This window comes from Amycolatopsis australiensis (genome assembly GCF_900119165.1).
Classification (GTDB): domain Bacteria; phylum Actinomycetota; class Actinomycetes; order Mycobacteriales; family Pseudonocardiaceae; genus Amycolatopsis; species Amycolatopsis australiensis.
Window position 1 is genome coordinate 6,374,111 of the sequence record NZ_FPJG01000006.1, and the last position, 12,919, is coordinate 6,387,029.

Below are 12,919 nucleotides of genomic sequence, written 5' to 3' on the forward strand. Positions count from 1 at the left end.
CGCACCGGGGGATGCTTTCCGTGGAGATCTCGCTTTCGTTCGTGGCCACGCCCGAACTGGCCAAGCAGTCGTACCGCGCCTGCCACCCGAGCGCCGCGGTGGCCCGGTGGCTGCCCGCCGCGATCTACGTGGTGCTCGGGCTCTTGGCGACGGCCGAAGCCGTCCGGGGCACGGAACCGGACCCGACCGGGCTCGGCGTCGGCGTGCTGGTCCTCCTCCTGGGCATCGCCTGGCCTGCCCTCCACGCGCGGCGCGTGGCCCGGATGCTGCGGCCGTACGCCGAGCCCGCGCCCACGCGGATCGTGCTGACCGACGCCGGGTACGCCGTCGAGGCGCCCGGCCGCACGATGACCCGGGTCTGGGCCACGTTCAAGAGTGCCGCCCTGGTCCGCGGGTTCTGGGTGCTGAAAACGGCGTCGGAGGGCTCGGTCGCGTTCCCGGCGAATCTGCTCGACGCCACCCGGACCGAGGTGTTCCGGGCCGCCATGCGAGAGAAGGGCCTGCTCACGCCATGACGGCTCAGAACCCGAGCCACCGGCGGTAGGCGGGCAGGTCGACGTTGCCGCCGCAGACGATGGTGACCACGTGCCGTCCGGCGAAGCGGGCGGGGTCTTCGAGGATCGCCGCCAGGCCGAGTGCCGCCGACGGCTCCACCACCAGGCCCGCCCGCTCCAGGAACAGCCGCATTCCCGCGATGATCGACTCTTCCCGGACCAGGACCGCGTCGTCCGCCACGGCGAGCAGGTCCGCCAGCACGTCCGGGATCGGGCGCCGGGCCGCGACGCCGTCGGCGATCGTGGCCGTCGAGTCCGTCGTGACGACCCGACGTTCGCGCCACGACAGCGTCGTCGCCGGCGCGCCCGACGGCTGGACCGCGATCACCTCCGTGCCCGGCAGGCACGCCTTCACGACGTGCCCGGCCCCCGTGGCCAGCGCGCCGCCGCCCAGCGCGATCAGCACCGCGTCGAACGGCCCCGCGTCCGCCAGCTCCAGGCCGATCGTCGCCGCGCCTTCACAGGTCTCGACGTCCAGGCTGTCCTCCACCAGCCGGACACCCCGCTCGTCCGCGACGGCCCGCGCCCGTGCGCGTGCCAGGTCGAAGTCGCCGTCCACCAGCTCCAGCCTCGCCCCCAGCGCGCGGATGCGCTCGAGCTTCGCCGCCGGCGCGGACGGCGACGACACCACGGTGACGTCCAGCCCGTGCCGCCGTCCGGACCAGGCCAGGGCCTGGCCGAGATTGCCCGCGCTGGCACACACCGCGGCCCGCTCGCCGCGGCCGGCGAGCCCGCTCACGACGACTTCGGTGCCCCGGCCCTTGAAGCTGCGGACCGGGTTCGCCGTCTCCAGCTTGACGCTCACGCGGCAGCCGAGCGCGCCTTCCAGGGGTTCGCAACGATACAGCGGGCTGTCGAGGAAGACGGGGTCGATCACGCGGCGGGCCGCCCGGATCCGGGCGAGGTCGAGGCGCGTTTCCGGCACGGTTCCGCAGCATAGCCTGGTTCCCGCGTCCGCAGCGCCCAGCGCGTCAGGCGCGGGATCGGCGCGACGGCGGCCAGGAACACCCCGGCGACGAGCACCCAGCCCAGCGCGCCGAGCCCGCCGACCGCCAGCGTGAACACGCCGGGACCGACCATCTGCACGGTCGCCGTCGCCGCTTCGCTCGCGCCCTGGTAGGCGCCCTTCGCCTCTTCGCGCATCAACCGCACCGACAACCCCCAGTTCGCGGCCACGTAACTCAGCTCGCCCACGACGTGCAGCACGGCCGCGAGCACCACCACCGTGACGGCCCCGGCCCCGGCGCCCCCCGCGGTCGTGGCGAGCAGCAGGCAGCTCGCCGCGAGGACCACGCCGGACACCACCGCGGTCCGCGCCGCCTGCGTGGCCGTGCGCCCGAACCGCGCGAACGGCACCTGGAACACCGCGATGCCGACCGAGCTGACCACCACCACGACGCCGCCGAGCCCGAGCGGCAGCCGCGTCGAGCCGGACAGCCACAGCGGCAGCCCGGCCGACAGCATGGCCCAGCACAGGGAAAGCACCGCGGTCGCGCCGGCGACGCTCAGGTACGGCCGGTCGCCGAGGACGGCACGGGCACCCGGCTTCCGCGCCGGGACCGGGGCGGGCGCGGGCACCAGCAGGGTCGCCGCGGCGAGGACGAGGAAGCTGGCCGCGTTGCCGGCGATGGCCAGCGTGTACGCCCACCGCGCGTCGGCGGTCAGGACGAGCGCCCCGAGGCCGGCGCCGGCCGCGTACCCGACGTGCTGCGCGACCCGCTGCTGCGCGAGCGCGCGCATCCGGCGTTCCGGCTCGGCGACCAGCCCGGTCACCAGGGCCGTCCGGACGGCCGTCCCGCCGGTCGCCAGCGCGGTGAACAGCACCGTGACGGCGAGGAACGACCAGGTCCCGCGCACCGCGAGGTACCCGGCCATCGCGGCGGCGCGCACGAGCGTCACCGTGACCAGCACCGGCCGCGCGCCGCACCGGTCGGCGAGCGCGCCCAGCGGGACCGCGGCCGCCATGCCGAGCGCGCTCGCCACCGCCAGTCCGGCGCCGACCGTGACCGGCGGCAGGCCGAGGACCCGGGTGAAGTACAGCGCCCAGATCGTGAACCACAGGCCGTCGCCGAGCGCGGACACGCCGCGGCCCCAGAGCAGGCTCTTCAGTCCCATGCATCCACCCTTCACGTCATCGTGAATGGTGACATACCCGCAATCACCGTTCAGCAATCCATGAAGAGTGCTAGGGTTGCGGTCATGGGCGGACTGGTCGATCCCGGCAACGCCGTCCAGGGCGCGATCGTGGCGCTGACACGCGAGCTGGCCGACCCGGTGCGGCTCACCGCGCTGCAGGTGCTGGCGGCGGAAGGCCCGCACACGATGGTGCAGCTGGCCGATGCACTGGGCGTCACCGCGCCACGGCTGGGCAACCACCTGGCGCGGCTGCGGGCGGCCGGGCTGGTGACGGTCGAGCACGCGGGGCGGCACGCGGTCTACCGCGTCGGCCGCGACGACCTGCTGCCGGTGCTCACCGCACTCGCCCGCTACGGCGGCAACGACGCGATCACGCCGCCGCGCGCACCGGAGTCCACTGTGGACATCGCGCACACGTGCTACGACCACACGGCGGGACGGCTCGGGGTGGCGGTGTTCGCGATGCTCGTGGACCGCGGCGCCCTGCGGCCCCCGGACGGCTCGGCACCCGACCTGACCCTGGGCGACGACCTGACGGCGTTCCACGACCTCGGCGTCGACCCGGCGGAGGTGCACCCGGCCCGCCGCCGGCTGGCGACGGCCTGCCTGGACCGGACGAACCGCATCCCCCACCTCGGCGGCGTCCTGGGCCACGAGGTGCTGGCGGCGCTGCTGGCCGCGGACTGGGTCCGCCGCGGCCCGCGCGACCGCGAGCTGCGGATCACCCCGCGCGGCCGCGACCGGCTCGGCGGCCTCCTGCCCGGGTTCGAGGCCGCCTGACCCAGTCGGTTCGGTGACGCGGCGGGATGCGCACTGTCCTTTCCGGCTTCCGGCCCGCTCGACCTCGGCCGCGCCCGCGGCGCGGCGGGATGCGCACTGTCCTTTCCGGCTTCCGGCCCGCATGACCTCGGCCGGGTCCGCGGCGCGGCGGGCCCTGGGGACAACCTCGACCCAGGCAGCGGCCAGCGGCCCTCCCCCGGTTCTTGGGCGCTCGACTCGACCGGGTCCGCGAGACGGCGGGCCACGGCACAGCAGACCTGGAGCCGGGCAGCGCCCGCGGCTACCGGCCCCGCATGACCTCGGCCGGGTCCGCGACCACCGGCCCGGCACCCTCCCGGCTTCCGGCCCGCGCAACCCGTCGTATCCCCGCCGCCGTTCGGTGCCTCCTGGATGCGGATGTAACCCGGGTCGCCGTCCCAGCGACTTCCCAGCATCCCGAGTGGAGCGAAGGTGAGCGGATGAGCGCGGCGGACCCGGGCAGGCGGCACCTCGTCGTCTGCTGTGACGGCACCTGGAACACGCCGGACCAGCTGCAGCAGGGGCAGCCCGCGCCGACGAACGTCGCGCGGATCCGGCACGCCGTCGCCGATCGGGACGATCAGCTGCGGTACTACCACCCCGGTGTCGGCACCGGGCCCGGGCTGGTGAACCACCTCGAAGGCGGGCTGGTCGGCAAGGGCCTCTCGGACAACGTCAAGAGCGCCTACGGCTGGCTCGCCCGGCACTACCGGCCCGGCGACGCCATTCACCTCTTCGGGTTCAGCCGCGGGGCGTTCACCGTCCGCAGCCTCGGCGGCATGCTCGGCCGGTGCGGGCTGCCCGCCGGACTCCGGGACGCCGGCCCGACCGAGTTCTGGGCCGCGGTCGACGCGCTCTTCGCCGACGGCTACCGGGCCGGGGCCGCCGGAGCGGCCGAGCCCGTGCCGATCGAGTTCCTCGGCGTCTGGGACACCGTCGGTTCCCTCGGCATCCCGGACTGGCTCGGCCCGCTGAAGCTGCTCGAAGACCACGTCGGGCACCTCCCCCGGTTCCACGACACGAAGCTCGGCGACCACGTCAAGCACGCCCGCCAGGCACTGGCGATCGACGAGATGCGCGGCCCGTTCATGCCGACGCTCTGGTCGAACCTGGACGAAGTGGACGGTGACCGGACCGCCGAGCAGGTCTGGTTCCCCGGTGACCACTGCGACGTCGGCGGCGGCCACGACCGCTGCGGGCTCTCGGACGGCGCTCTGCAGTGGATGATCGACGAATGCCGGTCCGTGACGGACCTGGTCTTCGACGACGCCATGTACAAGCAGATCGTGCCGGACCCCCAGGACGTGCTGCACAACTCGCTCCACGGCGTCTACTCCGTCCTGTGCCCCGCCCCGCGCGCGATCCCGTTCATCGCCGCCGGCCGCCCCGAGGTCGCGCCGTCCGCCGTGGACCGGCAGGCGACGCCGCCGATCACCAGCGGTCCGTACCGCGAGGGCCGCCGGCTCGCGGCAGGCGCATCCGCGACCGTCGACGTCTACGCCGGGAAGCCGTGGAACTGGACCGGGCTCTACCTCGAGCCGGGCGAATACCGGTTCACCGCCGAGGGCACCTGGCTGAACGGCAAGGTCGCCCACCACCCCGACGGGTCCGAAGCGGACGCCCGGCTGGACTTCCAGGACGTGCTGCACACGCTGGCCACGGCGTCGTCGTGGCTGCAGACCCAGCTCGCCCGGCTCAACGAAAGCCAGGCGCGGGCGTTCGGTGGCCGCCGCTGCCCGGACGCGCGCTGGATGGCGCTGATCGGCACGGTCGCGGCCCAGCAGCTGGACCAGGACGACGTGCAGCAGTCCTACGACCCGATCGTGCTCGGCGGCGGCCCGGTGACGTGGGCCATCGAGAAGCAGGGCTACTTCCACGCCTACGCCAACGACTCCTGGCTGGGCTACTCGAGCAACCGCGGCTCACTCCGGCTGACGGTCGAGCGCCTTTCCTGACCACGCCGCGCGTTCGCGATCGCCGGGCGAACGCGCCGCTGTAGCGGACCCGCGCCGGGTACACCTTCGCGTACAGCGCCGCCTGCGGGCCGCAGGTGAACCCGAGGCGACCGAGAACAGCACCAGCGCGAGCACCAGCAGGCCCACATTCGCTCGCCGGTGGACGGTCGCCGAAACCGAAGACACCGTCGCCGCGTGGCGCGGGCGGCCGGCTACGACGACCCGTCCGCGGCGCCGGCCCCCTCGGACTGGCGCCGCGGAGCAGCCCGGCTCAGTTCGTGAGCGTCGCCGGGTCGCTGGTGCTGGGCCGGCCCGTCTCCAGGTGGCCCGCCAGGCGGCGCAGGAACTTCGGGTCGCCGTCCGAAGTGATCGAGACGTCGTACCAGTTGTTCGCGGCTCGCGTGTCCACGTGCTCGACCACCCGCGCGCCCGGGCGCAGCTGCCGCGTCGCCGAACGGCGCCCGTACCCGTCCGAGACGGTCAGCCGCACCGGTGCGGTGCCGCCGTTGGTCAGGACCAGCACCAGGTTCCCGCCCTCCTGCCGCGCGCTCACCTCGGGCCCGGCGACGGTGCCGCGGAACTGCCGCACGAACCCGTTGGGCCCGTAGGCCGTGTAGTCGTACGCGCCCGGGGCGGGCAGCGTCGCCGGCAGCGACTTGCCGGCGCCGGCCGTGTACGTCCGCGGCTCACCTGACGGCGTCACGACGTAGAACGTCGCGCCCGCGCGGCCGTGGCTGGCGAAGTCCACCGTCAGGGTGCCGCCGGCCAGCCGGGCGTCCGCCGTGAGGTCGTAGGGCAACGCGCGCGCCGGCCGCAGCCCGCGTTCCTGCCTCGGCAGCACCGGGTTCGCCGGGACCGCGGGCACGTAGTCGGGGTGCCGCTTGCGGTCCGGCGGCTCGTAGCCCGCGGTGTCCGGCAGCGCGGGCACCCGCGCGTCCGTGCGGGCGAAGTCGAACGCCGATGTCAGGTCGCCGCAGACCGAGCGCCGCCACGGCGTGATGTTCGGCTCGTGGACGCCGAAGCGGCGTTCGATGAACCGGATGATCGAGGTGTGGTCGAACGTCTCCGAGCAGACGTAACCGCCCTTGCTCCACGGCGAAACCACGAGCATCGGGACGCGCTGGCCGAGCCCGTACGGCCCGGCCGGGTTCGCCGCCGACCCGGCGAAGATCTCGCCCGCCGTGTCCACAGTGGACTGCCCGGCCGACGCGTACGGCGGGACGACGTGGTCGAAGAAGCCGTCGTTCTCGTCGTAGGTGATCAGCAGCGCGGTCTTGCTCCACACGTCCGGGTTCGCGGTCAGCGCGTCGAGCACCTGCGCGATGTACCAGGCGCCGTAGTTCACCGGCCAGTTCGGGTGCTCGCAGAACGCCTCCGGCGCGGTGATCCAGGAAACCTGCGGCAGCTTCCCGGCCTTGACGTCGGCGCGCAGCTGGTCGAAGTAGCCCTCGCCGGCCTTCGCGTTCGTGCCGGTGCGGGCCTTGTCGTACAGCGGGTCGCCGGGCCTGGCGTTGCGGTAGGAGTCGAAGTACAGCAACGAGTTGTCGCCGTAGTTGCCGCGGTAGGCGTCGTCGATCCAGCCCCAGCCGCCGGCGGCGTCGAGGCCGTCGCCGACGTCCTGGTAGATCTTCCACGACACCCCGGCCCGCTCCAGCCGCTCGGGGTAGGTCGTCCAGGAGTAGCCCTTCTCGTCGTTGCCGAGGACCGGGCCGCCGCCCTTGCCGTCGTTGCCCGTGTACCCGGTCCACATGTAGTAGCGGTTCGGGTCGGTCGAGCCCATGAACGAGCAGTGGTAGGCGTCGCAGACGGTGAACGCGTCGGCCAGCGCGTAGTGGAACGGGATGTCCTCGCGGGTCAGGTACGCCATGGTGGTCGAGCCCTTGGCGGGCACCCACCTGTCGTAGCGGCCGCCGTTCCACGCGGCGTGCGTGTCGTTCCAGCCGTGCGGCAGGTCCTGGATGAACTGCAGGCCCAGGTTGTCCGCTTCGGGGCGGAAGGGCAGGATGTCGCGCTTGCCGTCCGACTGCGCCCACACGGTCTTGCCGTTCGGGAGGGTCACCGGCCGCGGGTCGCCGAAGCCGCGCACGCCGCGCAGCGTGCCGAAGTAGTGGTCGAACGACCGGTTCTCCTGCATGAGGACCACGACGTGCTCGACGTCCCGCAGCGTGCCGGTGCGCCGGGCGGCGGGGATCTCGGCGGCGCGGGCGATGCTGGTGGAGAGCGCGGAAAGGGCGGCGGTGCCGCCGGCCAGCTGGAGGAAACGCCGGCGGTTGACGTCCGTCATGGGAGCTCCGGGGGGGTCGGGGTGGCGAGCCGGGTCATTGTGTGCGGTCGATCGCGAACCTGTGCCGGGCCCGAGGCTAACTCCGCGCGAAACCCTGGTAAACGGCTCGGTCCCGACGACCGCCTCGCCACGCCCCCCGCGATCGCCGGTCCGGGTCCGGATCACCGCGGCGGGCCGCCGGTGGCTCGAGGAGCTCCGGCGGCCGGCGCAGCGGGCGATGGCCGCCCTGTTCCGCGGGTTCACCGCCGCGGAAACGACCCGGCTGGGGTACCGGTGCCTGCGGCTGGTGGAGTACCAGCAGCACCTGGTCCGGCACCTGGCGGACCGATGACCGACACGACCCGCAGCACCGTCCATGCCTGATCGGTGCGGGGCCGGCCGGCCGGTGACCCGGCAGCGGTGACCCGCCCGGGTGCCCGGGTCGTGGTGGCCGCGGGCTGAGCTCGAACTCCCGGGCGGGCACCGCCGCGGCCGGTTTACCCCGTGCCACCCGGCACAAACCCCGCACGCAGCGCGTACCGGCGCTCGGCGTAGGCGAGGTCGTCGCGCCACAGGCGGGCCGCCGTCCGGCGCATCAGCGGGCGGATCGCCGGGGCCAGCCTGGCCGCCGCCGCGAACCCCGGGCGCGCGGACGCCGCGATCGTCGCCTCGACGACCGCGGTCCGCGGGCGGCCGTCCGGGCCCGGGCCCAGCGGCGTCGCGTGCGTCTCGACGACGCTGCCTTCCCCTTCGCCTTCGACGATGCGCATCACCACCGTGCGCGGCTCGGGGCAGGTGAACTCCGCCAGCACCGGCACGCCCCAGCGCCCCGCGAGGCGGAAGGTCACCTCGACGACGAACCGGTCGTCGCTGTCGCCGGCGCCTTCGGGCGGCGCTTCGAGCACGCGCAGCCGGCTGAACGAGTACGGGTGGAACCAGGCGCCGTGCCACGGGTCGAGCCGGTTCGCCACGACGTCCTCCGGCTCGCACGTCCCCGTCAACGTCGCCACGGCGTCGATCCGCGCCCCGCCGGCAGGCCGGGCCGGGACCACCGGCGCGGCCGACGGCGGTTCCCCGCCGAGCCGGTCGAGACGCGCCCAGACGAGCACGCCGTCGTCGTGGGCGGGCACCGGCGACCACGTTCCGCGGCGGGTCCCGTCGAGGCGCAGGCCGTGCCACCGGCAGACCAGCCCGCCGCCGTCGACTCGCGCACCGGCGAGCGGCGCGCCCAGGTGCGGGCAGGCGCCCGGGCCGATCCGGACCGCGCCGTCCGGCCCGCGCCACGCGACGAGCTCGCGGCCGCCCACTGTCACGCCGGAAGGCCGGTCGGCGCGCACCGCACGGCTCGCGGCGACGACGAACCAGTTGCCGGACGGGCGGGCCGCCGCGCGCTTGCCCGCCGCGTCGATCAGCGCGGGCGAGCACTCGCGGTAGGTGGGTTCCTGCTTGGCCCACCGCGGTTCCCGGAACGGCTGGACGGGCCAGCGCCGCGGCCACCGCGCGGCGATCCGGTGGCTGACGTTCATGGCTCCATGGTGGCCGATCCGCATCGGACCCGCAACGCAGTGCTTCAGGCGGCAGGCGCTCGTTTATTCGAGCACAACCGGGGTACCAGCGTTACGATCCGGCGTGCCGCGACGTTCGCCGAGTTCGCGCATCGATTGTGCATCGCGACGGGGCGAGAGGAGCCCGATGACCGTGATACCCGCGGCCGCCACCGGGTCGGTGGCGTGGCTCGACGCGCTGCGCCGCCGGTGCGGGACCGACGTCCACGCCTTCGTCACCGACCGGGTCCGGGAACACTTCACCGGGCGTGCGGCGGAGACACCGGCCGTCACCGCGCTGCCGGAGTTCGTCACCGGCGGGAAGTTCCTCCGGCCGACCTTCGCCTACACCGGCTGGCGGTGCGGCGGCCCGGAAAGCGCGGCCGCGCTGCGGGCCGCGGCCAGCTTGGAACTGCTGCACTGCTTCGCGCTGGCCCAGGACGACGTCATGGACGGCTCGGCGCGGCGGCGCGGCCGTCCGTCGCTGCACGTGCTGTTCGCCCGCTGGCACGAGGGCCAGCGCCTGGGCGGCTCGGCGGCGCGCTTCGGCGAGTCGGCCGCGGTGCTGATGGGTGATCTGTTCCTCGTCTGGTCCGGGCAGCTGCTGCACGGGAGCGGGCTCGACGCCGGCGCGCTCGCCCGCGGCCGCCCGGTGTACGACCTGCTGCGGTCGGAACTGGCGGTGGGCCAGCTCGGCGACCTGGTGAACGACGCCCGCGCGCTGCCGTCCTGGACCGACGTCGTCGACGTGGTCCGGCGCAAGTCGGGCAACTACACGGTCCGCCGCCCGCTCGAGTTCGGCGCGGCGCTGGCGGGGTGTTCCGCCGAGGTCATCACGGCGCTCGCCACGTACGGCGGTCTGCTCGGCGAAGCGTTCCAGTTCCGCGACGACCTGCTGGGCGTGTTCGGCGATCCGGCGGTGACGGGGAAGCCCGCGGGCGATGACCTCCGCGAGCGCAAGGCGTCGAGCGTGGTGGTGCTCGCCCGGGAGCTGGCCGACCACCGGCAGCGCGCCGGGCTCACGGAACTGCTGGCGGCGACGGAGATCGACGACGGCGTGGTGGCGCGCTGGCGGGACCTGATCACCGCGACGGGCGCGCGCGACCAGCTGGAGAAGATCATCGACGACCGCGTGCGCCGTGCCCTGGAAGCGATCGACCAGGTGCCCCTGCCCCGCCAGGCGGCTTCGGCACTCACGGTCCTCGCCGGCCGCTGCACGGAGAGAGCCCGATGAGGACGGTCACCGGGCGCACCGACCGGGTCGTGGTCGTCGGGGCCGGGCTGGCCGGGCTCTCCGCCGCCCTGCACCTGGCCGGGCGCGGGCGGCAGGTCACCGTCGTCGAACGCGATCCCCGCGCCGGCGGGCGGACCGGCCGGGTGGTCGTCGACGGCTACCACCTCGACACCGGGCCGGCCGTGCTGACCATGCCGTCGATCCTCGCCGAGGTGTTCGCCGCCGGAGGTGCCGACCTCGCCGGCCACCTCTCGCTCACCCGGCTCGACCCCGCCTACACCGCCCGGTTCGCCGACGGTTCCGCGCTGCGAGTCCACACCGACCCCGGCCGCATGGCCGACGCCGTGCGGGAGTTCGCCGGCCCCGCCGACGCGGCCGGGTACCTGCGGCTGCGGGACTGGCTCACCCGGCTGTACACCGCGGAGTTCGACCGGTTCGTCGCGGGCAACATCGACTCGCCGCTCGGGCTGCTCACCCCGGACCTGGCCCGGCTCGTCGCGCTCGGCGGGTTCCGGCGCCTCGACGGGAAGATCGGCACCTTCCTGCGCGACGAACGGCTCAAGCGCGTCTTCACCTTCCAGGCGCTCTACGCCGGCGAGTCGCCGATGCGGGCGCTCGCGCTCTACGCGGTCATTTCCTACATGGACACCGTCGGTGGCGTGTACTTCCCGGCGGGCGGGATGGCCGCGGTGCCCCGGGCGCTGGCGGACGCCGCCGCGCGCGCCGGGGTGGAGTTCCGGTTCGGCGAGACCGTGACGGCCCTGGAACGCCGGGGCGCGCGGGTCACCGCCGTCCGCGGCACCGGCGGCCGGATCCCCTGCGACGCCGTCGTCCTCACCACCGAGCCGCCCGAAAGCCACCGGCTGCTCGGCCGCGCCCCGCGCCGCGTGGTCCCGCTGCGCCCGGCGCCGTCGGCGCTGGTGCTGCACGCGGGCGGCCGCGCGGACGAGCCGCCCGGCCACCACACGATCTCCTTCGGCGACGGCTGGCGCTCGACCTTCCGCGAGCTGATCACCGAGGGACGGCCGATGAGCGACCCGTCGCTGCTCGTCACCTGCCCGACGGCGACCGACGCCGGGCTGGCGCCGCCGGGACGGCAGCTGTTCTCGATCCTGGCGCCGGTCCCGAACCTGCGTCGCGGCCCCCGCGACTGGGACCGCGAAGCCGGGCCGTACGCCGAAGAAATCCTCGGCCACGTCCGGGCCCGGCTGCTGCCGGGTTTCGAGCCGGAGTTCCGGTTCGTTCTCAGCCCCGCGGACTGGCAGCGCCGGGGCATGGTCGCGGGCACGCCGTTCAGCTACGCGCATTCGTTCGGCCAGACCGGGCCGTTCCGGCCGCGGAACCTCCCGCGGGGCACGGAGAACGCCGTCCTCGCCGGCGGCGGCACGGTCCCCGGTGTCGGCGTCCCCACCGTGCTGCTGTCCGGCAGGCTGGCGGCCGACCGGATCACCGGCGCCGTGCCCGCCGGCCTCGTCCGGGAGGGCGCCCGGTGACCCGCCGCGAACTCGACGCCGCCGGCATCACCCGGCCCGAACTGCGCCAGGCGTACCGGCGCTGCCGCGAGCTCAACGCCCGCCACGGCCGCACCTACTTCCTCGCCACCCGCATGCTCAGTCCCGCCCAGCGCCCGGCCGTCCACGCGCTCTACGGGTTCGCCCGCCGGCTCGACGACCTCGTCGACGAGCCCGCGCCCGGCGCCACCCCGGAGTCGCTGGCCGCCACGCTGCGGGAGGTCGAAGCCGGCTTCCTGGAAGAACTCGCCGCCGGGCGCAGCGACGACCCGCTGCGGGCCGCCGTCATCGACACCGCCGCCCGGTACGGCATCCCGGAACCGTGCTTCCGCGCGTTCTTCACGTCGATGCGGATGGACCTCACGGTGACCGGCTACCCGACCCGCGCCGCGCTCGACGAGTACGTGCACGGCTCGGCCGAGGTCATCGGGCTGCAGGTGCTGCCGGTCCTCGGCACCGTCGTCCCGCGGCAGGAAGCCGCGCCGCACGCCGCCGCGCTCGGCAAGGCCTTCCAGCTGACCAACTTCCTGCGCGACGTCGCCGAAGACCTCGGCCGCGGCCGCGTCTACCTGCCCGCCGACGAGCTCGCCGCGTGCGGTGTCGACCGCGACCGGCTGGCCTGGTGCGCCCGCACCGGCCGGATCGACCCGCCCGTGCGGCGGGCCCTCGCCGGCCAGGTCGCGCGCACCCGCCGCGTCTACGCCGAAGCGCGGCCCGGCATCGCCATGCTGCACCCGGCTTCGCGACCCTGCGTGTCGACCGCGTATGCCCTCTACGGCGGGATACTCGACCGCGTCGAAGCCGCGGAGTACAACGTCTTCGCCGGCCGGGCGCGCGTGCCCCGCCGCCGGCGGCTGGCCGCGGCCTGCGACGCGCTCGTCCGCGCCCACTGGGCCCGGCGGCGGCACCCGGTGGTGACCTGAC

General features: G+C 74.8%; 10 protein-coding genes. 6 read left to right on the forward strand and 4 right to left on the reverse strand.

Translation table 11 applies throughout. The features are described 5' to 3' along the window. The first annotated feature begins 20 nt into the window (after positions 1 to 20). Positions 21 to 515, forward strand: a complete 495-nt coding sequence (locus tag BT341_RS31090; protein WP_143168683.1) for a hypothetical protein — start codon at positions 21 to 23, stop codon at positions 513 to 515. A 4-nt stretch (positions 516 to 519) separates the two neighbouring features. Here BT341_RS31090 and BT341_RS31095 read toward each other — a convergent pair whose 3' ends face one another. Next, positions 520 to 1,479: a threonine ammonia-lyase gene (locus tag BT341_RS31095; protein ID WP_072479650.1), complete on the reverse strand. Its 960-nt coding sequence runs from the start codon at positions 1,477 to 1,479 to the stop codon at positions 520 to 522. After that, positions 1,428 to 2,669: an MFS transporter gene (locus tag BT341_RS31100; protein ID WP_084743044.1), complete on the reverse strand. Its 1,242-nt coding sequence runs from the start codon at positions 2,667 to 2,669 to the stop codon at positions 1,428 to 1,430. The genes BT341_RS31095 and BT341_RS31100 overlap by 52 nt, the downstream gene beginning before the upstream one ends. A gap of 84 nt (positions 2,670 to 2,753) precedes the next feature. Between BT341_RS31100 and BT341_RS31105 the strand changes: the two genes are divergently transcribed. Both BT341_RS31105 and BT341_RS31110 read left to right on the forward strand, forming a co-directional pair. Continuing rightward, positions 2,754 to 3,470 carry an ArsR/SmtB family transcription factor gene (locus BT341_RS31105; RefSeq protein WP_072479651.1) on the forward strand — a complete coding sequence of 239 codons (717 nt, stop codon included), beginning with the start codon at positions 2,754 to 2,756 and terminating at the stop codon, positions 3,468 to 3,470. 458 nt (positions 3,471 to 3,928) lie between these two features. Further along, entirely contained in the window at positions 3,929 to 5,443 is a 1,515-nt protein-coding gene (locus BT341_RS31110; protein WP_072479652.1) for a DUF2235 domain-containing protein, read from the forward strand. Between the two features lie 271 nt (positions 5,444 to 5,714). Here the strand turns inward: BT341_RS31110 and BT341_RS31115 are convergent, their stop codons facing one another. Both BT341_RS31115 and BT341_RS31125 read right to left on the reverse strand, forming a co-directional pair. Next, positions 5,715 to 7,727 (reverse strand): phosphocholine-specific phospholipase C, encoded by a 2,013-nt coding sequence (locus BT341_RS31115; protein ID WP_072479653.1) that lies wholly within the window; start codon positions 7,725 to 7,727, stop codon positions 5,715 to 5,717. A 476-nt stretch (positions 7,728 to 8,203) separates the two neighbouring features. Beyond that, positions 8,204 to 9,232 (reverse strand): Rieske (2Fe-2S) protein, encoded by a 1,029-nt coding sequence (locus tag BT341_RS31125; protein ID WP_084743046.1) that lies wholly within the window; start codon positions 9,230 to 9,232, stop codon positions 8,204 to 8,206. A gap of 166 nt (positions 9,233 to 9,398) precedes the next feature. Between BT341_RS31125 and BT341_RS31130 the strand changes: the two genes are divergently transcribed. The 3 genes from BT341_RS31130 to BT341_RS31140 are packed head-to-tail and all read left to right on the forward strand — an operon-like array spanning position 9,399 to position 12,918. Beyond that, positions 9,399 to 10,484, forward strand: a complete 1,086-nt coding sequence (locus BT341_RS31130) for a polyprenyl synthetase family protein (RefSeq protein WP_072479655.1) — start codon at positions 9,399 to 9,401, stop codon at positions 10,482 to 10,484. Beyond that, complete coding sequence (gene crtI / locus BT341_RS31135) at positions 10,481 to 11,977, forward strand: phytoene desaturase family protein (protein WP_072479656.1); 1,497 nt, start codon at positions 10,481 to 10,483, stop codon at positions 11,975 to 11,977. Before BT341_RS31130 ends, crtI begins: the two co-directional genes overlap by 4 nt. Then, positions 11,974 to 12,918, forward strand: coding sequence for a phytoene/squalene synthase family protein (locus BT341_RS31140; protein WP_072479657.1), 945 nt, complete (start codon positions 11,974 to 11,976; stop codon positions 12,916 to 12,918). The genes crtI and BT341_RS31140 overlap by 4 nt, the downstream gene beginning before the upstream one ends. Position 12,919: the final 1 nt, after the last annotated feature.